Raw genomic sequence first — 23,887 nt, 5'->3', positions numbered from 1 at the left:
AAGTGAGGTGAAAGTCGATTATTCCGGATGATGCTGCGCCAGCCATGTGCGCATCGACCTGTGGCCGTTTTTGATAACAGCATCCGAAATGGCGCTGTGAATCGAAGGCAGCAGTGACGGGCCTTCATAAATAAATCCGGTGTAGACTTGCAGCAGATTGGCACCGGCTTTTAACACGCGAACAGCCCTCTCCGGTGCGTCAATTCCTCCGCAACCTATAATTACACGTGATTTTGGAACTTGTCGCCTGACATGCATAACGCGTGCTATGTTTCCCTCGAACAACGGAGCACCACTTAACCCTCCCGCTCCCGCGTCATTAACATTCTTTTCAGGAGTGACAAGACCCTCTCGGCCGGCAGAGGTGTTGGATAGCACATATCCGCTCACATTCTGTTCTTCACACACATCCAGCATGGCATCAAGTTCCTTAGTGGAAGAATCCGGAGAAAACTTTACCAGCAAAGGAGGATCTTCGGGTTCCACCACACCCTTCACCCCGTCAATCAGATCCTTTAGTGCATGGCGGTCTTCAAATGTCTTGCCCTCCCGGGTATTGGGACACGAAATGTTCAGTGTAATATATCCGGCAGTACTTTTCGCCTCGAGATAACTTGTAATATAATCTCTGATGGCTGCATCCCCCGTTATCTCCGGGCTGTGTGTTTTGGCGATATTGATTCCGACAGGAAATTGGTGAAAAAGATATGGGGAACGATATTTCAATGTTGATATGCGACGACATATCGTTTCCGCCCCCTCGTTGTTCAAGCCCATGCGATTGACAAGGCCCCGGTCGGACGGTAGTCGAAACAGTCTTGGTGCAGGATTGCCAACCGATGAAAGTGCGGAAATACTGCCGTACTCTGCAAAACCAAAACCAGATGCTCGCAGAAGATGAGTATGCCGCGCGTTTTTATCGAATCCGGCGGCAACCCCGACAGGAAGCGGGAACGGCATTCCAAGGCAGAACTGCTCCAGATTGGGCCATTTACCGATATATCGTTTGGTCAGTATTCGGTTAACAACAGGCAGGGATGCCAAACGTTCGCCCGCTGTGACGGCGAGGTGATGCGCTTTCTCCGGATCGAGCCGGAAAAAAAGTGGCTGAATGATTTCTTTGTACATCAATAACCGGTGCTTTCAAATTAATTCGTGCGTTACTGGCTGCAATATACGATATTCGAGGGCAGCTAACCGCACTGTTAACGCTCTGTTCTGGTGAATCGATTTTCAGATATTTCCGATGTGAACCGGTACCTTGACCGGTTGCCGTCTTTTCAGGTACACGGGGCCGTGGCGGCACGTCTGGGCCTTGGGCCCATGCGCGACTTTTTCAGCCGTACCGGGCGTCCCGAGCGAAGTGTGCCTGCGATCCATGTCGCGGGAACCAACGGGAAGGGGAGTGTGAGCGCAATACTTGCGAAAGTGTATCAGGAGGCCGGATTTACCTGCGGATTGTTCACCTCTCCCCATCTTATGGACCTCAGGGAACGGTTTCGGATTAATGGAATCATGATTGAGGAAGAGGAACTGATCCGGTTTTTCCAGCTGCATGCCGGGCTGCTGGAGGAACTGAAGCCAAGCTATTTTGAGATCAGCGTGGCGATCGCTTTTTGGTGGTTCCGGGAGCGGAATGTGGATCTGGCTGTAATCGAGACCGGTCTGGGCGGCCGCCTGGATGCGACCAATATTATCGTACCGATGATTTCGGTGATTACATCGGTCGGATACGATCACATGAACTTTTTGGGAAGTACCATTCGGGCAATCGCAACAGAAAAAGCCGGGATCATCAAGGAGGGGCGTCCTGTTGTTATCGGATCGATGCCCGCCACAGCCAGGGATGTCATCACTCGGATAGCTGAGAAGCACGGTTCGGAGCTGCTGGATGCGCGATCCATGCGGCCCCGGTTTACAGCGGAAAATCATACGAAGGGGATTCGGAGCCGTATCAGATTCAACGAAAATGGTCGAAGAATTGAAGTGAACACAGACCTCGCAGCCCCGGTTCAACGCTGGAATGTTGCCATGGCCAGACTCGTAACCATCCTCCTGAACCCGGACTATCCGGTTTCGCTGCCGTTGTTCCAGCGGGCGATACGCGATGTACACGGCCGAGGCTGGCTTCCCGGCCGTTTTGAACGGCTGCATCCCCGGTTGCCGTGGTACTTTGACGGTGCGCATAACACGGAAGCCGTTGGTTCGTTGATCGATACCATACAAAGGCACGAATGGGGCACTGAGCCCGTTATGGTATTGAGTTTGATGAAGGACAAGGCCGAAAAAAAAATCCTCACACCGTTTTCCGTTTTTAAAAAAAACTACTATTATACCTTGCACATGGAGAGGGCGGCAGATATTACGCAAATAACGCCATATTTGCCCGATATTAAACCTTTGCCCCCCCAGGAAGAGGAAATCATCGATTTCTTAGCAGGCTTAGAAGAACAAGTGGTAATTTTCACAGGAAGTTTCTATTTTTACTCTAGGGTCAAAAGATGGATTTCGAGAATCATCAGGACCTTATAGCTGTTTCCTCTCTCCGTATTGTTGCAAAACACCTCTTACCTATAGTCGCTGACTAAAATCCGCATAACCGGATTTTCGCTTATCCCTGATGAAATCGTTGCGCTTTCCAGCACTTCAGGAGGTATGCCTGCGGATTATGAATTTTACCTACACCAAGTTGGTATAGCATTGAAAGAACTGGATCATATACAAAACAAGACGCTTAAAGAATTGCAGGACCTGGCCAGAAAATCGGGCCTTAAACCTGTGACCGGATTGCGAAAACAAACACTCATCGAGCGGCTTCGGGAAGTTGCCAGCCAACAGGCGCAGCAGCTGATTTCCTTTGACGAAGAAAAGGCAGGTTCCGGGAGTAATCCCGATGTGCCCATGTACCGGAAGAAGGACCTGAGCAAGTACAAGAAGCCCCGGAAAGTGGAAGACGATTCCACATCGCGAAATCCTCAGAATGGACCTGAGACAGGTGAATCGCAAAATTCATTTGACCAACAGGAGCATCCTGGCAATATGAAGGAGAGCTCTGGACCGGGCGGGGAGTCACCGGCAGAGCGTAAGGGAGCGCCAGACCAGCATCGCAAAGAAGAGGGTTCCCGGAAGCCTGCCGATCAGGGCCGTAAGTCTGCCCCGGACACGCGTAAATCAGCGGGAGAGGGACAACCCTCCGGTTTCCGCAAATCCGACACGTCCGAAAGAAAGCCATCCCGAAAAGAGGGCGGGAAAGTCCGCGGTAAAAAGCAGAAAAGCAGAAATGAGCCACAGGCTCCATCCCCATCCCCCAAAAAACAAAAGCAGCAGAGCCAGGATCAGGAAAGCGGCAAAAAGCATGTGAATAACAAGCTTCCGATCTCTGAAGCCGAAACCCTGGAAGAGCGGCTTAGCGAGATTGAGCCCCAGCTCGGCGGACATTTAATGAACGAAGGCACTCTCGAAATTCTTCCCGACGGGTACGGCTTTCTGCGATCGGTCAATTATCACTATTCGGCCAGCCCGGATGATATCTATGTATCACCGTCACAGATCAAGCGCTTCTGCCTGAAACAAGGGGACAGTGTCATCGGGGTTATCCGGCCACCGAAAATCGGGGAACGCTATTTTGCCCTGCTTCGGGTGGATGGCGTCAACGGCCGGGTACCGTCGAATATGGATTCCCGGAAGGATTTTGATGACCTGCTTCCGGTCTACCCGGACAGCCGCTATGTTCTGGAGTACAGCGCTCCGGACTACACCACCCGGCTGGTCGATCTGTTTGCCCCTATCGGAAAAGGGCAGCGGGGCATGATTGTGGCCCAGCCCAAGACGGGCAAAACCACCATTCTGCGCAACATCGCCAACGCAGTGGCCGCCAACAATCCCGACACCAAAATCATCATTCTGCTGGTGGATGAGCGCCCTGAGGAAGTTACCGAAATGGAGCGAAATGTGACCAGCGCCGAGGTAGTTGCGTCTACCTTCGACCAGAAGCCGGAAAATCATATCGGACTTGCGGAGATCGTTTTTGAAAAAGCGAAACGCATGGTGGAGAGCGGACACGACGTGCTGGTGCTTATGGACTCGATTACCCGATTGGGACGCGCATACAACATCTGTTCCAACACCGGCCGCACCATGTCGGGCGGGGTGGATGCCGAGGCACTGAAAAAGCCTCGAAAACTTTTCAGCTCTGCCCGGAATATCGAAGACGGCGGAAGCCTGACGATCGTCGCCACCGCCCTGGTGGATACCGGCTCGCGGATGGACGATGTGATCTTTGAGGAGTTCAAGGGCACCGGTAACATGGAACTGGTGCTGGATCGCCGTCTCTCCGAGCGGCGTATTTTCCCGTCCATTGATGTGTTCAAGAGCGGTACGCGAAGAGAGGATTTGCTGGTTGACGAGGCCGAGCGTGAAAAAGTGGTGCTGTTGCGGCGTTACCTTACCACCATGACGCCCCATGAAGCCATGGAGTTTCTGCTCGATAAAATGAAGGGAACCCGAAGCAACCACGAGTTTCTTCTGTCGATGAATCAGTAGGGTTCAAGCGTCTTTCGGATGCCTGCAGCCGATGCCTGGATGCCAACGTCGGGGTCTGGCTGAGGTTCCTTGCTGGACTCTGGTTGCCGGTCATTTGCGGGAGTCTATCTGAGGTCCATCGCTGATGCCAGGTTGCCGGTCTATCGCCGGAGCAACGGAGCAGTATCGCTTCGGAGAGCCCGGGCTACTTGTTCCGGAGCACGAATTTCCGGTTTTTGTCACGAGTCACTTTGCCCGCCTTCTGGTAAACAGAATGGTAAAACAGCAGTGTTGCCTGATCGTGGTATGCCTGCTGCATCAGCAGCATTCTGGCTTTCCGGGCTTTGGTGATATCCGTATCGACCCTGCTCAGGACATAATGGTTCAGATGGAACTCGCTGGGGATGAGGTCGCCACAATAATAGGCAGTCTCTCTTCCGCTCCGGATTCGCACGATTTGGTGTCCGGGTGTGTGCCCGCCGGTACGGATGACGGTAAAACCGTCCAGAATTTCCTGCCGTTCCTTTTGGAGGAAGACAAACCTGCCGTCGGCAACCAGCCGGTAGAGGTCATCCGGGTCATAGCCCACTTCCCGGTTATACTTCCGGTTTTCCAGGCTGTGCATGGCGGCATCCCACTCGGCTTGCTGCACATAAATCCGTGCGTTGGGTAGCGAGGCGGTGACGTTGCCTGCGCGGTCGGTGTAGCTTAGCCCGGCGACGTGATCATAGTGGAGGTGGCTCAAAATGACGTGCCGTATATCTCCGGGGCGGTATCCGAATATCTCCAGGTTGGTTAGCAGGTTGGAGGTATTGCGGTCGGGTTCACTGGAGTCCAGGCCCATGCCCAAACCGGCATCCAGCAGCACCAGGGTGTTGCCGGTATCGATCAGCACGGGATCCAGCCCCACTCGCTGGACGGAAGCAAGCGCCGTCTTCTCCTGCTGATGATTTCGGATCTTCTGGATAGATCCACCGGAAGAGATTTCAAAAATTCCCTCACTCAGCTGTTCTGCCCGGAAACCACCGATGTCCATAGCCTGGTCCTGCGCGTGTTACCTGTTGATTTTAGTGGATTTTATGATCGAACGGAATGCGCGCAATCGCTGTGCGCGGATCGTTTCTCAATATATGAATAATCGGATCCAATGACTCCAGTTCCTTTAATCCCGGATTCATGAAATAGCGGATTTGTGCCTGTGCTGATCCGCTGAATAGATCAAAAAGGGATTTCGGTCTGGGAAGCATTTCTATATTATACTCGTCGATACCCGCTTTTTCCGCGGCAATGGAGATGGCGGTATCCAGTTCGCCGATAACATCCACCAGTCCGGTCTCCAGTGCGTCAGGCCCGGTCCAGACCCGTCCCTGGGCTACTTCATGCACGTCTTCGGGAGTCATATTCCGGCTTTCGGCAACCCGGTTCAGGAACACATCGTAAAAATCATCCACATAGCTCTGGATCATGCGGCGGGTCATTTCATCGAGTGGCTTGTCGGGAGAGCCCCATATTGCCTGCTCGTGTGAAGTTACTTCGTCGAAATAGATACCCAGTTTGTTGTTCAGGAGTTCCTGCATGTTCATATGCGCGCCGAAAACGCCGATGGAGCCGGTAATGGTCTGGGAAGACGCCACAATGGTGTCGGCCGACATGCCGATATAATACCCGCCGCTGGCGGCTACCGAGCCGAATGAGGCGATTACAGGCTTCTCTTCTGCAGCGCGTTTAACTTTGTGCCAGATAAGATCGGAGGTGGCACCCGATCCACCCGGACTGTTAATGCGGAGGACAATGGCCTTGACATCGTCGTCTTCGAGTGCGGATTCGATATTCTCGCTTAAATTCCTGGCTGTGATGTTGTCCGTAGACCCTGGGAACATGCCGGGTTCGCTGGTCTCGGGCATGATATTGCCATTGGCATAGATAACCGCAATTTTGTTGGAAGTGGATACTTGCTCCACCCCGGCACCTGAGGGGCTCACCCTGTTGTAACGGCCGAATCGGATGGTGCGCATTTCACGGTGCCCCATCTCCTTGATACGCTCCTCGATTCGGGTTTCCAGTTCATCAGGATAGACGAGCGCATCAATCAGGCCCTGTTCGTAGGCGCTTCTGGAAGTAAATATCTGCGCCTCGTTCATGATGGTATCCAGCTCATCCCTGGACATGCCTGTTCGCTCGGAAACGGCGCTCAGAAACGTGTCGGCCACATTGTCGATAATCGCCCGCATCTGCTCGCGGTTTTCATCCGAAAGATCGTTTCGGTACAGAGGCTCCATTGCGCTCTTGTAGGCCCCGGCACGGAAAATTTCCGCCTCCACACCTATTTTGTCGAGAAATTCACTGAAAAAGACCGTCTGCATGAAAAAGCCGTCAAATTCAAAAAATGTTTCAGGTGGTGAAAAAATGGAGTCTGCGGCGGTAGCCAGAAAATAACTCTGCTCATTAAAGCCGAGGTCATCGGTCGACACATAGATGAACTTGCCGGACTCTTCCCTGAACGTGAGCATCATCTCTCGAAGCGCGACCAGGTGGTTCCATGAGGCCGAGAGGTTGTTGACCTGGAACCAAACGCCTTCGATACGGTCGTCGGCGGCTGCTTTGGTCAGGCTGCTTTCCAGCCCGCGCAAGGTGACCGGCGCCCGTGAACTCTCCTGAAACAGCAGGCTGAGCGGATCATCCGGAGGACGTTCGCTGAGCGTCATACCCATGCGGATTTCAAGAACGGAACCGTCTCTTACATAGGGCTCCGTCTCCTTTTGAGACGAGATTACAAGGATCATGCCGATCAGGAACAAAAAGAAAAAGGAGACGATTATGGCCAGCAGAGTGGCAAAGAATGTTTTGAAGAAACCCATCATGTGTCGATTTTGTGGAAGGTGGCGGAAATGAAATTACGACTTTTGTACGTAAACAAAACTCGTAAATTGGCAGAATTATTCCCGTGCTGTACGAGTTTTTTGATAAAAATGTTTCAGTGAAGAATTTATTTCGCCATAAAAAATGGATATTAGAGGTAACTATTGAACAGCTATGATGTTATCGTAATCGGGTCGGGGCACAACGGACTCACGACGGCCTGTTATCTGGCAAAATCCGGGCATAAGGTGTGCGTGCTCGAGCGGCGGGAAACACCGGGCGGCGCCGTCTGTACCGAGCCCATGTTTGAAACGCCGGAGGCCCCGGAGGGCTATCGCGTCGATGTGGGCTCATCCGCCCATTTCATGATCCACCAGACACCGGTAATCCGCGATCTCGACCTGGAATCGTATGGGCTGGAATATATTGAAATGGATCCGTTCATGTCGTACCCCGTGCCGGGAGGAGGCGTGATCCATTTTCACCGGTCGGTGGAAAAGACCATGGAGTCGATCGCCGCCGTCTCGCCACCGGACGCGGCCGCCTACCGGGATTTTATCGATTTCTGGAAACGGATCAACAAGAGGGTGCTGACCACCTTTTTGACGCCTCCGGCACCCGGCGGACTGTTTCGGGAGATTTTGGCGGGGCAGCTCCGCGACGGCTCCATGTTCGGCAAAGGGGATCAGGTGGATGGAATTCGAAAGATATTGAGCAGCTACGGACAGGTAGTGGACGAATATTTTGAAAATGAGTCGGTAAAGACGGCTCTGTTGTGGTTTGCCGCGCAATCGGGTCCGCCGCCCGATCAGACGGCCACCGCCGATTTTGTCGGATGGCAGGCGATGCTGCATGAAAGCGGGGGCAAACGCCCGAAAGGAGGGAGCGGCATGCTGACGCAAGCGATGATCCGTATGCTGGAGGCCCATGGCGGGGAGGTCCGGTTGAACGCGCCGGTCGACAGGATTCTCATCCGGCCGGACGGCATCAGCGGCAGGGCGGTGGGCGTCAGGCTACAAAGCGGGGAAGAGATCGCCGCCCGGCGAGTGGTATCCAATGCCCATGTACAGACCACCATGCTCTCCATGGTAGGGCCCGAACATCTGTCACCCGCGCTGTTCAAACGGGTGGGCGATATCAATGTCGGGAACGGGTTCGGAATGATCATCCGCTGCGCGGTGGAAGAGCTGCCCGTATATGACGCATGCCCCGACGACCCGCTGATCCACAACGGACTGCAACTTCTGGTTCCATCCCGCGAATACATGGATGCCTCACTGGGGGATTTCAAGGCGGGAAGAACGCCGGAACATCCGTCGGTGCTGGCAATGACGTTTACCAAAATTGATCCCTCACTGGCTCCGGAAGGCCGCCATCTGCTCTATGCCTGGGCCCAGTGGCACCCGTGGAAGCTCTCCGGAGGACGGCAATGGGATGATATCCGGGAACAGGAGGCCCAAAAGATATACGATGTGGTCACCCGCTATGCACCCAATATGAAAGACAAGCTGATTGACTGGTACATCCAGGCACCTCCCGATATTGAACGAAAACACGGCATGCCGCGCGGCAATGTCATGCATGTGGAGATGACCTTCGACCAGATGTTCCTGTTCCGGCCTACTCCCGAACTGAGCCGCTATAAAACCCCGGTGAAAAATCTGTATCTTTCCAGTGCATCCTGCCATCCCGGCGGGGGGGTGTTTGCCGCGGCCGGATACAACGCGGCACACGTTATATTGAAAGACATCCGCAAAGAAAAACGATGGTTTGGCTGGAGGCGGTCCTGACCGTCCCCACAGATAACGCGAAAACAGAACAAGCGTGCACGGGCAACGGCTTACATATCGGAGAAGAACAGGCACCCGCCGTAACGGGCTCAGGATCACGATCGATCCTCTGTTGCCGGTAGTCATTATTTTCATGGCATGGATTCTCAGCGACCGCTACTTCCCGCAAATCATGTTCACACAGGCCACCTGGGTATACTGGGCCATGGGCATCGTATCCTCCCTGTTTTTGTCGCTTTCCATCTTTTTTCATGAGTACGGGCATGCGCTGGCGGCCCGGGCCCTGAAACTCCCGCTGGAACGCATTCATCTCTATCTGTTCGGGGGGATGGCCGAGTTGAAACAGCGGCCGATGAGGCCGGTCGAGGAGATGTTGATCGCCCTTGCCGGACCGGTAGCTTCTCTTCTTTTTGCCGGAGCCGCATGGGGGTTGTCACAGGTCATCCATCAGGACCACAACGAGGCGTTCCTCGTGCTTCAGTTTGTCTTCTACATGAATCTGCTCCTGTGCGGGTTCAATCTGCTCCCGATTTTTCCGCTGGACGGCGGCCGCGCCCTGCGGGCGGTACTCTGGCACTTCAAGCGATATTTCTACAAGGCATCCATCCTGACCTACTACATCAGTATCGGCATCATCATCGGGCTGCTGGTCATTACCCTGGTGCTTACATTCATTGAGGGCTTTAGAACCTCTTTCTGGGCCGCTCTGCTGGCCGGTTATCTCTGGTACACAGCCTACAGCGGGCGGGACGAGCTCATCTACCGGCCACGGTTTGAGGATCTGGTCTTCCGGATTCACGAAAAGCGCAGTCCGGCTTCCATCATCCGGCAGATCAACCGGATTGATGCCCGATACCTGCCGAACGCCGTGATTCCGGTATCCAGCAACGGAGAGCTGGAGTCGGTGGTTCTGGGCCGGGATATTGAAAAGCTTCCCGAGAACGAAGAGCCGCTCGACCATCTGTACCGGCCGGTTGAAAGGGGATACTTTGTGGATGTAGAGGATGAATCGACCTATAAACCCGGCGTCTCGCTGAAAGCGGACCTCCTCCCTGTGCTGAAGGACGGAACCATCCTGGGGATGAGCGACGCCAATGAAATTCGCTTTTGGTTATTGCAGCACAAGAGCGTAATATTTCCTCCGCAAAATAACGAGGAAGGTCTTGCATAAACCGCCGGAATTAACCGCGTCATGAACACCCTGTATCCGTTTTATCAATCCTGTCTGGAGCTGGACCGGGAGTCGTTGCGAGCCAACGCCCGGCAACTTCAGAAAAATCTGGCGCCGGGGGTACGGTCCATGGCCGTTGTCAAGGCCAATGCCTACGGGCACGGAGCCTCGTTGATTGCCCCCGTACTGGCGGACACGTATGATGCCTTCGCAGTGGCGAATGTTGCCGAAGGCATGGAGCTCAGGGATGCGGGTATCACCCGGGATATCCTGGTTTTCGGGGTGCCCGTCCGGGAGGCCGCCGGGACCTTCCTTTCACACGATCTGATTGCGGTAGTGAGCGCTCCCGACCATTTCCGTTTGTTGAAGTCAGGTACGCGCTATCATATGGAGATCGATACGGGTATGGGCCGGCTCGGTTTTTCGCATCGCGCCCTGGAGGAGGTCGCCCGGATGGTGGAAGAGCGGGCCGATCTGCATTGCGAAGGGGTGATGACCCACTTCGCTACTGCCGATGAATCCGGCTCCAGCCATATGGAACTCCAGAAAGAGCGGTTTCGGGAGATGCGCAGTTTTTTTTACGACCGTTTGCCGGATAGCCGGCAGATGATATTCCACGCAGCGAACTCCGCCGCTTCGCTCGATCACCCCGACAGCCATGGCGATATGGTGCGCCACGGCATCGCCCTGTACGGCTACGACCCGACGCCTGACCCATCACCGGAATTCCGCCCCGTGATGCGGTGGAAATCCCGGGTGGCCGACTGCAAGATCATCCGCAAAGGGGATACGGTGAGCTACGGCGCGACATGGGAAGCACCGGCGGACGGCCGGCTGGCAATCATTCCCTCCGGCTATGCCGACGGTTATCGCCGTAATTTGTCCGGGCTGATGCCGGTGGAAATCGACGGAAAGTGGTATCCGCAAGCAGGATGCGTAACCATGGACTATATCATGGTTTGGCTGGGAGATGACCGCTACAAGCCCGGTACGGAAGTGACGCTGATGGGAGGAGAGCGAAACCATGCCGCGCTGTGGGCAGATGCCATCGGTACCATCCCCTATGAAATATGTTGCGGGATTCATCCGAATATACCCCGAAAACTGGTCTGATTATCGCATCGTCAAGAGTTTCCGGCAAAACGAAATGAAAACCGGCGAAAATTGCGGCCAGACCCCGCGATATGTTTCGGAGCTGAAACCCTGCAGGGTGTTTCGTTTCGGCGGAAGTTAGTCCTGGAATGAAATTTCGATAATCTCGAAATCGAAAATCAGGGTGTCGCTGCCCAGCCAGTGGCCCGGGCTGTCTCCATAGCCCAGTTCCGGGGGGATGATGAGCGTCCGTTGTGTGCCTTCCCTTGAATAATACTTCCGTTCACCGTCCACATGTACCCCAACCAGGCCCTGGAAAAAGCCTCGAATCAGATCGTTTCTGCGGACATTCATGGAACGCGGACTGTCAAACTCGTTCCGGTAGGAACTGTCGAAAATTTCCCCGTCGGTCGTTCGGCCGGTGTAGCGTATCAGGACCTGGTGGACCTCTTCGGCGATCTGGGCTCCGTCTCCTTCCTGGTGTTCGTAGATGACCAGCCCTTCTTCGGTTTCGATGCGTTCAGCACCGGAGAGGTCGAAGGGACCAATATCGTGGTAACTGATGGATGTTATATTGTTGTCATCGCACGAGGCAAGTGCGACAGTCAGTGCCAGGGCCAGTGTAATAAATAGCAGGGAAGAGGAGGCGTTTTGATTCAACATGAATTCTTCGGGTTCTGTATGTGGTGTTGCGAATAATGATCATCCGGGAACAACTGATTAGGTAAACGAATACGTCATTCCCAAGTTGTGTTAAAAATTACCGGGATGATACGATTTTTTCCCGAAACATCTCTGGAGAATGCACCGGAGCACGACATTCAAAATCACGGCAGATGTAGGCGGTTGTTTGTCCGTTGCGGGCTTGCTTGTCACCGTACAACGCCTCGAACGCGGTGCCCTTGAAGGAGGTGTTTCCGGCGATTGTCACAAGATACGAAGACGGGTCGTAGTATTCTCGCCAGATGGCGGCCATTTTTTTTGCCACGGGATCGGTTTCGGGGGTGGATTCTGGCGGACATACGATTACGATTTCGTTGCCGGGATGGATGTGCCGATGCATCGTCTGAAGCAGATATCCGAAAGCGGTCGCGTGTTCGGCGGCGATTTCTGAAAGCGGCTCCATGGCAGTAACCGCGGTTCGAATCCATTCGGGGCGGCCGGCAAGGTGCCCGGCCCGGTACAGCGCGGCTATGGCTGCAGAGTTGCCGCCCGGCATGGCGTTGTCGAAAACGTCACGGGTTTCGGATACGAGCGGGGCCTGGCCGCGGGCGGAGTAGCGGAAAGCATTTTTATCCCGGTCGAAGAAAAGGTCCAGCATCCGTTCGGTCAGTTGTACGGCAAGCTCGAGCCGGGCGGGGTCGCCCGTGATTTCGAACAGGCGTGTGAATCCGTCCGTCAGCAGGGCATAGTCATCCAGAAAACCCGGTTGTTTGGCTGTGCCATGATTATCGATGATGCGGTAGAGGGTGTCGCCGGAGAGGGCGTGCCGGGTCAGAAAGTCACCGAGGCGAACCGCGTCATCATCACTGCGGCCGAGAGAGCGGCTGGAGTGGCACAGCGCGATGAGCATGAGCGCATTCCAGGATGTGATGATCTTGTCGTCCAGGCCGGGGCGGGTCCGTTTGTTGCGATAGTTCCGTATGGCCTCTTTTATTTTTTCCAGTTTCCGGTGGATGGATTCGGTGCTGCTGCCGCGGTCGGCGGCAAGCTCCCCGATTCCGGCAGCCCGGTGGAGGATATTGACTCCCTCCCAATTTCCGCCGGGTGTGAGCCCGAACCGGTCGGCGGCAAGCCGGAACAAATCGGGTTCCAGAAGCTCCTCCAGCTCCCGGAAGGAAAAGGTGTAGAATTTGCCTTCGACACCATCGGTATCGGCGTCGAGCGCGGTGTAATAGGCGCCGTTCTGGTGACGCATTTCCCTGTTCAGAAAACCGATGGTTTCCTCGACGGCGTCCCGGAAAAGCGGCGTGCCGGTAAGCTGCGCCGCCTCGGCCATCACCGGAATCAGCAGCGCGTTATCATAGAGCATCTTTTCGAAGTGGGGAACAAGCCATTCCCCGTCGGTGCTGTACCGGTGAAAACCGCCGCCTGCCTGGTCGTAAATGCCGCCGCATATCATTTTCTCGAGGCTGTGCAACGCCATTTGGTGGGCTTCCGATGTCGCCGGATCTGAAGGAGACGGAGGAGAGGCGGAGGTGTCTGAACGGGTACGGGTCGGCGCCGGATCGGGGGCGGATTCCGGTTTGCCGGGCTTGTGGCCGTAGCGCAGCAGGAAACCGATGCTCATGGCCATCGGGAACTTCGGCGCCTCCGAAAAGCCTCCGTGAATCGGGTCATAGTTCTGGGCATGAGCCTGAAAGGCACGATCAAGCTGCAACCCGGACAGGGCAGCGGGTTTCAGCCGGTCGTAGATATCACTGTTCAGAGCCTTTCGCATTTCGGCCGCTTGCTGTTGCACTTTCTCCGGGTACTGGCGAAAGGCATCGGCCAGGCGCCGGATGACGGTAGTGAACGAGGGCCGTCCATGATAATCTTGTGGCGGGAAGTAGGTGCCGGCGAAGATGGGAACCTGTTCGGGAGTCAGCCAGATGTTCAGGGGCCATCCACCGCGTCCGGTCATCATCTGCAGCGCCTCCATATAGACCGCGTCCACATCGGGTCGCTCCTCGCGGTCCACTTTGATATTGATGAAGTGGGTGTTGAGCAGGCGCGCGGTCTCCGGGTCTTCAAACGATTCCCGTTCCATCACATGACACCAGTGACAGCTGGAATAGCCGATACTCAGGAAAATCAAGCGTTTCTCGCGGCGGGCGCGTTCCAGAACCTCATCCCCCCAGGGGTACCAGTCTACCGGATTGTGGGCGTGCTGACGCAGATAGAGGGAGGACTCGTTAATTAGCCGGTTGGTCTTCATCATAAGTCATCGTTTGGAAGCAGGGTAGTGAAGTGGCCGGGTGCCATCCGCCGAAGGGGCCTCGTCTTCGGCAGTGGACCGGTGGTCGTTCCCTCTAAACGGTAGATTCCTCTAAATCCGTTTCCTCTGAAAACGGGATTGCCGGGCACTGCGAATTATTCCGGCCTGCCTTCCGGTCCCCATATTTCCCGGTCACGTTTCCTGTTAACCACCTTGCTGATGTAGATGCCCAGCTGGTAAAGCAGCAACAGGGGCACGGCGATCATGATCTGTGAAACCGGGTCGGGCGGTGTGAGGAAAGCGGCGAGGATGAAACAGACGATGATGGCCCATTTGCGGTGCTTTCTAAGTATTTCGGGGGTGAGCAGCCCGATTTTCGAAAAGACATAGCTTACCATGGGAAGCTGGAATATGATACCGCAGGAGAGGCTCCACATGGTCAGGGCCGAAAAGTAGGCGTTGATATCGATGTCGTTGCGCACCGAAGCGGATATCTGAAAGTTGCTGAAGAACTGCACGGCGAACGGTGTGAGAATCAGATATCCGAAGCCGACACCCATGATAAAAAGCAGAGTCATGTAAAAAACGAGCAGGCGGGTGCCTTTCTGTTCCCGCTTGTCCAGAGCCGGTGCGATGAAAGCCCATAGCTGGTAGAAGAGCACGGGAACCCCGATAATAAACCCGACCACCAGCAGTGTTCCCCAGTAGGTGAAAAACTGTCCGGGAAGGCGACGGTTCTGCAGGTCCAGGTCAGAGGCATTGATTCCGATCCATTCGTAGACAAAAAAGTCTGCTTTGGCCGGACCCAGCAGCACCTTGTCCATGATGAAATCGGAAAAAAAGAATGCTACGATCACGCCGATACCGATGCCCAGCAGGCCCTTCAGTATGCGCCAGCGCAACTCCTCGAGATGATCCAGAAAAGACATTTCATCCGGCAGGCCCGGTGAGGATGCTGCGGGCGGGATTTCCCCCATAACGCTGCGGTCGGTGGCTTCGCTTGTGGCCATGGCGTTTATTCAATCAGGCGACTACAAAGTCGTAGAGCGGGAATTTTTCGCACATATCGTGCACCTCGTTTTTGACCTTTGAAATGACGGTTTCGTCGGTCGGGTTGGTCATAACCCGGTCCATCATCCCGGCGATGCGCACAAACTCCTCATTGCCCATGCCGCGGGTGGTCATGGCCGGAGTGCCGATGCGGATGCCGGAAGTCACAAACGGACTCTCGGTGTCGTAGGGCACCATGTTTTTGTTGACAGTCAGCTCCGCCCGTCCCAGTGCTTCCTCGGCGGTTTTTCCGGTGATGCCCTTGTTTCTGAGGTCTACAAGTATGAGGTGATTATCGGTGCCGCCGCTGACCAGGTCGTATCCCATTTCCAGGAATTTGGTGGCCATCGCCTTGCTGTTGCTGATCACCTGTTTCTGGTAGCCTGCGAAATCCTTTTGCAGCGCTTCGCCGAAAGCGACGGCCTTGCCGGCGATCACATGCATGAGCGGCCCGCCCTGGGTTCCGGGGAAAACGGCCGAATCCAGCAGTTCGCTCCAGTTTTTGATACGGCCCGATTTCGGTGCGATTTTTCCAAGCGTGTTCTCGCCATCGCGGCCAAGCAGAATCATGCCACCACGGGGCCCCCGCAAGGTTTTATGCGTAGTAGTGGATACCACATGGGAATGGGGGAGCGGATCTTTAAGCAGTTTGGCGGCAATAAGACCGGCGGTATGCGCCATATCCATCCACAGAAAAGCATTTACCTCATCGGCGATCTGGCGGAAAGCTTCGTAATCGAAATCGCGCGGATAGGCCGAGGCGCCGATGGAGATCATCTTGGGGCGAACCTTTTTGGCGGTATCGCGGATGGCGTTCATATCCAGCCGGCCCGTCTCCTTGTCGACTCCGTAAAAACTGGCATTGTAGGTGATTCCGGAGAAATTGACCGGAGAGCCATGCGTGAGGTGGCCGCCATGAGAGAGATCGAGGCCGAGCAGCGTTTCTCCCGGCTGCATGAAGGTGAGGTAGACAGCGGCGTTGGCGGTAGCCCCGGAGTGGGGCTGTACATTGACCCATTCGGCATCGTAGAGGATTTTGGCACGGTCGCGCGCCAGGTCTTCCACAATATCCACATAACGGCATCCGCCGTAGTAGCGCTTGCCGGGCAGCCCCTCGGCGTACTTGTTGGTCAGCGACGAGCCCATGGCTTCCATCACCGCCTTGCTGGTGAAGTTTTCGGATGCGATGAGTTCCATCCCCCGGTTCTGCCGGTCGGTTTCTTTTTCAATGAGGCTGAATACTTCGGGATCCTGGTCTTTCAGATGCTTCATGGATGCGTTGAATGATTTGGGTTAGATATGCGAGTTCCGGGCAGGACCGGCGGAGTGACATGGGCAGCCGGCAGGCGCGAAACCATCCGTGCCGCCGCTGCGTCGCCGTCATCGCAAACGGGGTCAGTCACTGTTGGGGTTCACGGGTTTGATCTTCTCGACCCGGGTCTTGTGCCGGCCGCCTTCAAACTCCGTATTCAGCCAGATGCTGACAATGGAGCGCAGCTCCTCTTCATTGAGGTACTTGCCGGGAAGGCAGAGGATATTTGAGTTGTTGTGTTGCCGGGAGAGCCGGGCCATTTCATCGTTCCAGACCAAAGAAGCCCTGATTCGGGGATACTTGTTTGCCGTCATGCACATGCCCTGCCCACTGCCGCACAGGAGAATACCGACAGGATGCTCACGGTTGTTTACGGTCTGCGAAACCATGTTGGCAAAGTCCGGGTAATCCACAGACTCGCCGGAATCCGTACCGTAGTCGATCGTGGTGATGTCCATTTCGTCAAGTATGCGCTTCACAATTTCCTTGGCTTCGAAGCCGGCATGATCGGATGCGATCGGGATAATCATTTTTTCCTTTTTTTCCATTTTTGGAGTCCTTTCCAACCGTTATATGATATCGGGGAAATATGCGTAAAATACGCGTGAGATTAAAGTCTCATTGTGGCTCAATTTTCCCTGGTGAAAGCGTAAAGGAGCAGGTTAACACCCATCTGAAGGGATTTGTCGGTGATATGCTGCGGGTTGTCGTGCACGTCAAACGCCCAGCCGTCGGCCAGGTTGGATTCATAGGTGTAGTAAAGCGCCAGGCGGCCGTTGCGGAAGATACCGAACCCCCGGGGCGGCTTTCCGTCGTGCTCATGGATCTTTGGGAGGCCATCGGGAAAGTCGAAGACCATGGAGTATATGGGGTGCGATGCAGGCAGCTCGATCAGCTCTTCACCGGGAAAAATCTTTTCAATGACGGACCTGACATACGGGTCGAATCCGTAATCATCATCTATGTATAAAAAGCCACCATTGTCCAGGTAATCGCGCATGTTGGCCGCTTCGGTGGCGTTAACATCGATATTGCCGTGGCCGGTCATGAAAACGAACGGATAGGAGTGAAGATCGCGGCTGCCGATCGGAACATCGTCGTACTCGCGCTGAATCGATATCGGCAGGTAATCGACGGCAAAATCGATCAGGTTGGTTAGCGAGGACGGGTCGTTGTACCAGTCACCGCCGCCCCGGTATTCTATTCGCGCAATCCGGAACTTGTACTCCTCAGGCACCTCGTTGCGGAAACTTGCGGGTGCGTCGCCTGCCGGCTGCGCGTTAACGGATCCGGCCGGAGCCATGCCGAAAACGGCAAGTGCCGCAATGGTCAGTATCATCAGACCCGCCGCCAAAGATCGGTGAACCCATCCGGCATATCCTTTAATAAGACGCACTGGACCGCTGCAGGTTGTTTCGGACTTGCGAATTTCGAAATGATCCTGGCTGCCTGTTTCCTTTTGTCTACATCGCATATCTAACCGAATTGCTGGTGTGAAGTTGCTTCCGTTGCTTGTTGCCGCGTTGATTTGTCGTGTCTGATGATACGGACTTTATAACGCAACAGGCACCGGTATCGTTGTGGATGGTTTTGCATTGAAATCCGCCCATTTCATTTTTAATTCTGAAGGAGTTGTTCTATTTTGTAAGGGCTTACATTTTGTTTAATCACGGACATAATTACTATGACTATGGCTGGAAGATGGATTGTTGCACTGATGTTTTTGGTTTCGGTTTTGCCGTTTACGGCTGCGGAAGCGGTGGAGCCCGATCGGGTGGAACCGCCGTTCTGGTGGACCGGCATGAATGATTCCCGGGTTCAGTTGATGGTGTACGGAGAGGATATTGCGAAATCGCGCCCGTCGGTGGACTACCCCGGGGTTTCGCTGGAACGGATCATCGCCGTCGAAAACCCCAACTACCTGTTTATCGATCTGAAGATCGGAGAAAAAGCCCGGCCGGGTACCCTCGACATCCGCTTCCAGCGTGAGGATCGTTCCCATACCTGGAGCTACGAGCTTCGTGAGCGGCGAGACAATCGCATGCGCCACAGAGGGTTTGATCCATCTGATGTCATCTATCTCATTATGCCCGACCGTTTTGCCAACGGGGACCCCTCCATCAGTGAAATCGAGGGGATGTACGAAGGAGTGGACCGCAGCGAGCCTTTCGCGCGCCATGGCGGCGATATCCAGGGCATTATCGACAATCTGGATTATATCCGGGACCTCGGCATGACCGCCCTCTGGCTCAACCCCATCCTGGAAAACGACATGCCCTACGACTACAGTCAACAGATCGGATTCTACCACGGCTATGCCGCTACCGATAAATACCGTGTCGACCGCCGGTTCGGCACCAACGAAAAGTTTGTGGAAATGGTGGATCGTGCGCACGAAATGGGACTGAAAGTCATTATGGACATGATTCACAACCATATCGGCACCCACCACTGGTGGATGAAGGATCTGCCAACCAGCGACTGGATCCACGACCAGGAGGAGGTCGGTAATACCTCCTTCCGCACCAACACCATCATGGATCCCTATGCCTCGCGCAACGACTACGAGACCACCGTCAAGGGCTGGTTCGTTGATGAGATGCCCGACCTGAACCAGCGCAATGAGCTGCTGGCGAACTACCTCATCCAAAACACCATCTGGTGGATCGAGTATGCCGGCATCGACGGCATCCGCATGGATACCCACCCCTATCCCTACAAGGATTACATGGCCGAGTGGACCCGCAAGGTGCTCGAGGAGTACCCCGATTTTAACATAGTCGGTGAAGCATGGATGCCCAACGTGCCGACTACCGCCTGGTGGCAATACGACTTCCCCACCCAAAGCGGGTACAACTCCTATCTGCCGAGTGTTACCGACTTCCCGCTTTACAATGCCATTGTGGCCGGCCTCAACGAAGAGGAGGGATGGGATACCGGTATGAATCGCATCTATTTAACTTTGGGGCAGGACTTTCTGTATACCGATCCGCTCCTGAATGTCATTTTCGTCGATAACCATGATCTGGACCGCTTTTTCTCCTCCATCGGCGAAGATTACGACAAGTTTCGCCTTGGAGTGACCCTGATCTATACCACCCGGGGGATCCCGCAAATCTATTACGGGACGGAGATCCTGAAAACGGGCGCGGGTCCGGATGCCCTAAAACGCAAAGATTTCCCGGGCGGCTGGCCGGATGATCCGATCAACGCCTTTACCAGTGAAGGCCGGGCCGAACTTGGCGAAAAACGAGGCCTTCCGGTGTCGGATGCCTACGACCTGATCAAAACGCTGAGTTGGTGGCGGCAGGACAAGCCGGTGCTCCATTACGGCGACCTCACCCACTTTGTGCCGGAGGAGAATACCTATGTCTATTTCCGCCACAACGACGATGACGCCGTGATGGTGGTGCTGAACGCATCGGACGAACAGGCGGTACTGGATCTGAGCCGGTTCAGTGAGGTACTGGACGGCTACCCGGCCGCGCATGAGATCATTACCGATACACCGGTCACGCTTGATGGAATTCTGGAAGTGCCCGCGATGACCCCGATGGTGCTCGATTTGATGTCCGGTAAATAACCAGACAGCACGAGCTTGTCACCCGAATGCAAAAGCGGGCCGGATGGGCATTGCGCAAAGTTCATAACTTTTACCGCGCTATGAACGGCATGCATGGCCACCGGCTAAGTGTCTGCCGTAGGCATCCGCCTTCCGTTGAAAACCCAATTGTGACGAGTCGGCTGAGGTTGTTTGGCGGTGTGTCCCAGGTTCAGGGTTGCGGCGAAGGCGGGCGGTCGACCGTTACCAGGATATCCAGTTTCGACATGCCTCCGAACAGGCCGATTCCACCATCTACATGGTAGATGATGTTCTGGATTTCTCCGGGGGATATGGATCCTGCGCCCCCTCCGGCCTGCACCGGTTGTGAACGGAAGAAATCATAGGTGTTATTGTCGATGGAAAAGGTCGAAATGATATTCTGCCCGTAGAACGCGATCCCGATCCAGGGCATGCGCAGTGTGAGGGTGCCGTCGGGATTGATATCGAAATTCTCTTCATTGACAATACCGGTCCGTATGCGGATGGCATCGTCCAGATCGTCTGTGATGTCATCCCAGAAGGGTGTCAGATTTTCTTCGTACGGCTCAAGGGATTCGGTAGAATATATATAATGGTTTTGCCGGCCGGCCTGACGGTTGCGTGTAATCCGGAACTCGAGCTGTTCCGGGTCCTGGTAAACGGCCCGGTTGCGGACAACCTCCATCACCGAGAAAGTATCCGGGATGACGGTTTCCGCTTCTATACGGTGAAGGGTTCCGCTCGCAAGGGGCACATCGGCTTCCAGCCGGTACATATGGCGCGGCTCAACCTCTGTCGCCCGGTCCGGTTCCGCCGGAATGTAAATACCGCGCTCTTGTTCGATATAGCGGAAGCTGGACCGGCGCTGCCCGCCCTCATCATACCATGAGATGGTTATGTCGGCATCGCCGACGGCCCGCTCCTCAAAATAATAGCTTTCATCAAAAGGCGCCGTAATCGACAGGCGTACCTCCGGAAGCGGTTCTCCGGCAATCAGGTAGCTTTCAACGACAAACTGCTCTTCATAGTCATCCTGCCTGTACAGTTCGCATCCTGCCGGCACAAGGGACACGGCAGCGAAGGCCATCAGCCAGAACAACAGAAATACACCGGAACCGGTGCCCGGCGTTGTACGGGGCCGGGCAGGGTTCGTGTGCAGAGACGGATCCTTATGGGTTCGTTCGGAATATGGCATGGTTAAAAATGTATGGTGTAGCCTACGACCGGTATTATGGGTAGCATGGTGGCTTCCTCGCGCTTAACCGGGTTTTCGTCGAAATCATACATGTAAAACCAGACATTGCGTCTGGAGTAGAGGTTGATCGCCTGGAACTGCCACTCCGACTCGGCGATTCCAAAAAATGAGCTTTGCCGGGTAAAACCGATATCCAGCCGGTGGTATGCGGGTAATCGGGATGCGTTCACACGTCCTACGACAATGGCATCCACGGTTCCTCCGTCAAAGGGGTTGGAGGAGAGTGCGGTGCGACCGAGCGGTTCGGTGTATGCCTGGCCCGTAGCGTAATTAAACACGGCGGAGGCGGTCCAGCGGCTGCTCAGCTGGTAGTTGGCAACCACATTGATATCGTGGATGCGGTCGTATTTCGGCGGGTAGAACCGGTCGCGGTTGAAGCCTTCAAATTTCCGGCGGGTGATGCCCCATGTATATCCGATAAATCCGTAAAGGCGTCCGCGTGTTTTTTCAAGGAAGGTTTCGAAACCGGCGGCGTATCCCTCGCCAAAGCGGAAGAGCTCGGCGTAATCCAGGCCTGCAGCGTCAGCCAGAAAGGGATCAAACTCGAACAGGTCGCGCATGGTTCGGTAATAGAGTTCAAACTCGAAATTGTACCCGGGCAGGGAGCTGTTTTTGACGCCCAGTACGAACTGATCGCCGTAGGCGGGAGGTACGCCGGTATCGGTTATCAGCCAGAGATCGAAAGCGGATATGGCTTCGTTGGTGAGCAGGGTAAGGAACTGGTGGTAGCGGCCGTAGGCAGCCTGGAGGCGGGTTTCGGGAGTCAGATAATACTCGACGCTCAGTCGGGGATCGAGTCGGAAATAATCACCGCTGCTGAAATAGTTGGCACGCAGGCCAGCGTTGATGATCCAGCGGTCCCGGGGCCTCCAGATGTTTTGCAGGTAGAGGGAGCCGTAATCGGCGCCGATGCGTTCATCCATGGTCATCTGATCGTCGAAGTAGTCCCTGAGCCGGAAGGTTTTGCGACCGCCCCAAAAGCCGGCCAGCAATTCAAACTCGCCGGACGGAATCCACTCCAGATCTGCTTTGGCGGAGATGTCGTAAATGCGGTTCTGCCGCTCGAAATCGGTGCCGCCGAATTCAAAAGCAGGGTCGTTGAAATACTCCGAACCGGTTATGGTGATGTTGGTGAAAGTGCGCCGGGAGAGGAGGTGGGTCCAGTCGATGCTCAGGGTTCGGTTGCCGTAAAACAGGTTGAACTGGCTGTCGTCACCAAACGGAAAGCGAACCTTGTCGGTACCGGTGTAGGCGGCGATACTCAGCCGGTTGTTGTCCCAGTGGTCGTAGTTGATTTTGGCATTTATATCGTAGAAATAGAAGGCGTGCGGGACATTGTCGACCGATGTGCGCAGAGCGGCCAGCAATGGCTCCAGTGTAGATCGGCGAACCGCCAGCATATAGGATCCTCTGGAGTAGGGCCCTTCGATCATGGCTCGTGAGGAAAGCATGCCCAGGCTCAGTGAGCCCCGGGTTTCGTAGCGGTTGCCGTCCTTGTTGTACACATCAAGCACTGAACCGAGCCTGCCGCCGTATGAAGCGGGGTAGGCGCCTTTGTAGAGCCGGACATCCTTGATGGCATCGGGGTTGAAAGTCGAAAAGAATCCGAAAAAATGGGAGGGATTGTAAACGGTGGTGCGGTCGAGCAGGATGAGCGTCTGATCGGGCCCGCCTCCGCGGATGTAGAGGCCGCTGGAAAAATCGGAAGCCGCCTTGACGCCGGGCAGCAACTGGACGGAGCGGAACACATCGGCCTGCAGAACCGACGGCACGCTTTTGATGAGCTCCGTGGAGACCGACGCGGTACCGATATTCTGCCGTTCTTCGCGCTCGCGGGCCGACGTCACCACCAGCTCGTCAAGGACGAACTCGGCGGGTTCGAGATCGATGTCGATGCGAAGGCCGTCGCCGGCTTCGAGCGTGACTTCCACCCGCTTTTCGTTGTACCCCAGATAGGAAAAGCGGACGGTATAGGTACCGGGCGGGATATTGTTGACAATATAGTATCCGGAGTGGTTGGTCGTGGCTCCACGACTGGTATCCATCAGCAGAATGGTGGCTCCCATCAGGGTTTCTCCGTTATCAGCATCACGAATAAACCCGTTAATCGATGCTCTGGTCGTCTGTTCTTCGGTTGCCGTGCCGGGGTTGGCCGGCGGCGAACCGTTGCCGCCTGCGCTTCCTGTATCACCGGCGGCCGGAGTCATGCCGGCGAAAACAACGACAAAGAGGATCGAGACAATAAGGGGATAGTAATTGGCGAACGTGCGCATCTGCGGATTCTTCGGACGGACTGAATTCTGACGAAAGCGGGGTGGTTCTGTTGATGAAGCGCTG

The 23,887-nt window shown here is 55.0% G+C and carries 17 protein-coding genes; 6 read left to right on the top strand and 11 right to left on the bottom strand.

All coding sequences use genetic code 11. From position 1 onward, the window contains the following. Window positions 1–18 precede the first annotated feature (18 nt). On the bottom strand, window positions 19–1,128 hold the full coding sequence (locus tag QA596_07370) for a quinone-dependent dihydroorotate dehydrogenase (protein ID MDG5767278.1): 1,110 nt from the start codon (window positions 1,126–1,128) through the stop codon (window positions 19–21). A gap of 93 nt (window positions 1,129–1,221) precedes the next feature. On the opposite strand from QA596_07370, the gene QA596_07365 reads away from it, so the two are divergent. Further along, on the top strand, window positions 1,222–2,532 hold the full coding sequence (locus QA596_07365; protein ID MDG5767277.1) for a Mur ligase family protein: 1,311 nt from the start codon (window positions 1,222–1,224) through the stop codon (window positions 2,530–2,532). Between the two features lie 123 nt (window positions 2,533–2,655). Beyond that, window positions 2,656–4,542, top strand: a complete 1,887-nt coding sequence (gene rho / locus QA596_07360) for a transcription termination factor Rho (GenBank protein ID MDG5767276.1) — start codon at window positions 2,656–2,658, stop codon at window positions 4,540–4,542. Between the two features lie 184 nt (window positions 4,543–4,726). Here rho and QA596_07355 read toward each other — a convergent pair whose 3' ends face one another. Both QA596_07355 and sppA read right to left on the bottom strand, forming a co-directional pair. After that, the gene (locus QA596_07355; protein MDG5767275.1) at window positions 4,727–5,557 is read right to left on the bottom strand and encodes an MBL fold metallo-hydrolase; all 831 of its coding nucleotides are present in this window, start codon (window positions 5,555–5,557) and stop codon (window positions 4,727–4,729) included. Between the two features lie 31 nt (window positions 5,558–5,588). Next, window positions 5,589–7,382, bottom strand: coding sequence for a signal peptide peptidase SppA (sppA, locus tag QA596_07350; protein ID MDG5767274.1), 1,794 nt, complete (start codon window positions 7,380–7,382; stop codon window positions 5,589–5,591). 162 nt (window positions 7,383–7,544) lie between these two features. Here sppA and QA596_07345 point away from each other — a divergent pair, with 162 nt between their 5' ends. The 3 genes from QA596_07345 to alr all read left to right on the top strand — a co-directional run bounded on the left by QA596_07345 (window position 7,545) and on the right by alr (window position 11,454). Next, window positions 7,545–9,170, top strand: coding sequence for an NAD(P)/FAD-dependent oxidoreductase (locus QA596_07345; protein ID MDG5767273.1), 1,626 nt, complete (start codon window positions 7,545–7,547; stop codon window positions 9,168–9,170). Between the two features lie 133 nt (window positions 9,171–9,303). Next, window positions 9,304–10,341, top strand: a complete 1,038-nt coding sequence (locus QA596_07340; protein MDG5767272.1) for a M50 family metallopeptidase — start codon at window positions 9,304–9,306, stop codon at window positions 10,339–10,341. Window positions 10,342–10,362: 21 nt separating this feature from the next. Next, window positions 10,363–11,454, top strand: a complete 1,092-nt coding sequence (gene alr / locus QA596_07335) for an alanine racemase (GenBank protein ID MDG5767271.1) — start codon at window positions 10,363–10,365, stop codon at window positions 11,452–11,454. Window positions 11,455–11,571: 117 nt separating this feature from the next. Here the strand turns inward: alr and QA596_07330 are convergent, their stop codons facing one another. The 6 genes from QA596_07330 to QA596_07305 all read right to left on the bottom strand — a co-directional run bounded on the left by QA596_07330 (window position 11,572) and on the right by QA596_07305 (window position 18,108). Next, window positions 11,572–12,096 (bottom strand): FKBP-type peptidyl-prolyl cis-trans isomerase, encoded by a 525-nt coding sequence (locus tag QA596_07330; protein ID MDG5767270.1) that lies wholly within the window; start codon window positions 12,094–12,096, stop codon window positions 11,572–11,574. A 97-nt stretch (window positions 12,097–12,193) separates the two neighbouring features. After that, complete coding sequence (locus QA596_07325; protein ID MDG5767269.1) at window positions 12,194–14,353, bottom strand: thioredoxin domain-containing protein; 2,160 nt, start codon at window positions 14,351–14,353, stop codon at window positions 12,194–12,196. Window positions 14,354–14,505: 152 nt separating this feature from the next. After that, a complete protein-coding gene (tatC, locus tag QA596_07320; GenBank protein MDG5767268.1) occupies window positions 14,506–15,360 on the bottom strand; it encodes a twin-arginine translocase subunit TatC in 855 nt (284 codons plus the stop codon). 13 nt (window positions 15,361–15,373) lie between these two features. Beyond that, window positions 15,374–16,672 (bottom strand): serine hydroxymethyltransferase, encoded by a 1,299-nt coding sequence (glyA, locus tag QA596_07315; protein ID MDG5767267.1) that lies wholly within the window; start codon window positions 16,670–16,672, stop codon window positions 15,374–15,376. A 123-nt stretch (window positions 16,673–16,795) separates the two neighbouring features. Then, a complete protein-coding gene (gene rpiB / locus QA596_07310; protein ID MDG5767266.1) occupies window positions 16,796–17,260 on the bottom strand; it encodes a ribose 5-phosphate isomerase B in 465 nt (154 codons plus the stop codon). Between the two features lie 80 nt (window positions 17,261–17,340). Beyond that, window positions 17,341–18,108 carry a DUF4159 domain-containing protein gene (locus QA596_07305; protein MDG5767265.1) on the bottom strand — a complete coding sequence of 256 codons (768 nt, stop codon included), beginning with the start codon at window positions 18,106–18,108 and terminating at the stop codon, window positions 17,341–17,343. 288 nt (window positions 18,109–18,396) lie between these two features. Between QA596_07305 and QA596_07300 the strand changes: the two genes are divergently transcribed. Then, a complete protein-coding gene (locus QA596_07300; GenBank protein ID MDG5767264.1) occupies window positions 18,397–20,295 on the top strand; it encodes a glycoside hydrolase family 13 protein in 1,899 nt (632 codons plus the stop codon). Window positions 20,296–20,485: 190 nt separating this feature from the next. Here QA596_07300 and QA596_07295 read toward each other — a convergent pair whose 3' ends face one another. Together QA596_07295 and QA596_07290 are read right to left on the bottom strand one after the other, a co-directional pair. Beyond that, window positions 20,486–21,490 carry a DUF4249 family protein gene (locus tag QA596_07295; GenBank protein MDG5767263.1) on the bottom strand — a complete coding sequence of 335 codons (1,005 nt, stop codon included), beginning with the start codon at window positions 21,488–21,490 and terminating at the stop codon, window positions 20,486–20,488. A 2-nt stretch (window positions 21,491–21,492) separates the two neighbouring features. Beyond that, entirely contained in the window at window positions 21,493–23,823 is a 2,331-nt protein-coding gene (locus QA596_07290; GenBank protein ID MDG5767262.1) for a TonB-dependent receptor, read from the bottom strand. Between the last annotated feature and the right edge of the window lie 64 nt (window positions 23,824–23,887).

It is taken from the genome of Balneolales bacterium ANBcel1, from assembly GCA_029688905.1.
Lineage (GTDB): Bacteria > Bacteroidota > Rhodothermia > Balneolales > Natronogracilivirgulaceae > SLLW01.
The sequence above is the reverse complement of the archived record's forward strand: the minus strand, read 5'-3'. Positions and strand labels throughout refer to the sequence as shown.

What these genes read in the sequence shown, in the direction of transcription:
- tatC (MDG5767268.1), bottom strand. Translation starts at nt 15,360, where the DNA reads ATGGCCACAAGCGAAGCCACCGACCGCAGCGTTATGGGGGAAATCCCG.
- glyA (MDG5767267.1), bottom strand. Translation starts at nt 16,672, where the DNA reads ATGAAGCATCTGAAAGACCAGGATCCCGAAGTATTCAGCCTCATTGAA.
- QA596_07355 (MDG5767275.1), bottom strand. Translation starts at nt 5,557, where the DNA reads ATGGACATCGGTGGTTTCCGGGCAGAACAGCTGAGTGAGGGAATTTTT.
- QA596_07340 (MDG5767272.1), top strand. Translation starts at nt 9,304, where the DNA reads ATGGCATGGATTCTCAGCGACCGCTACTTCCCGCAAATCATGTTCACA.
- rpiB (MDG5767266.1), bottom strand. Translation starts at nt 17,260, where the DNA reads ATGGAAAAAAAGGAAAAAATGATTATCCCGATCGCATCCGATCATGCC.
- QA596_07370 (MDG5767278.1), bottom strand. Translation starts at nt 1,128, where the DNA reads ATGTACAAAGAAATCATTCAGCCACTTTTTTTCCGGCTCGATCCGGAG.
- rho (MDG5767276.1), top strand. Translation starts at nt 2,656, where the DNA reads ATGCCTGCGGATTATGAATTTTACCTACACCAAGTTGGTATAGCATTG.
- alr (MDG5767271.1), top strand. Translation starts at nt 10,363, where the DNA reads ATGAACACCCTGTATCCGTTTTATCAATCCTGTCTGGAGCTGGACCGG.
- QA596_07325 (MDG5767269.1), bottom strand. Translation starts at nt 14,353, where the DNA reads ATGATGAAGACCAACCGGCTAATTAACGAGTCCTCCCTCTATCTGCGT.
- QA596_07290 (MDG5767262.1), bottom strand. Translation starts at nt 23,823, where the DNA reads ATGCGCACGTTCGCCAATTACTATCCCCTTATTGTCTCGATCCTCTTT.
- sppA (MDG5767274.1), bottom strand. Translation starts at nt 7,382, where the DNA reads ATGATGGGTTTCTTCAAAACATTCTTTGCCACTCTGCTGGCCATAATC.
- QA596_07295 (MDG5767263.1), bottom strand. Translation starts at nt 21,490, where the DNA reads ATGCCATATTCCGAACGAACCCATAAGGATCCGTCTCTGCACACGAAC.
- QA596_07300 (MDG5767264.1), top strand. Translation starts at nt 18,397, where the DNA reads ATGACTATGGCTGGAAGATGGATTGTTGCACTGATGTTTTTGGTTTCG.
- QA596_07330 (MDG5767270.1), bottom strand. Translation starts at nt 12,096, where the DNA reads ATGTTGAATCAAAACGCCTCCTCTTCCCTGCTATTTATTACACTGGCC.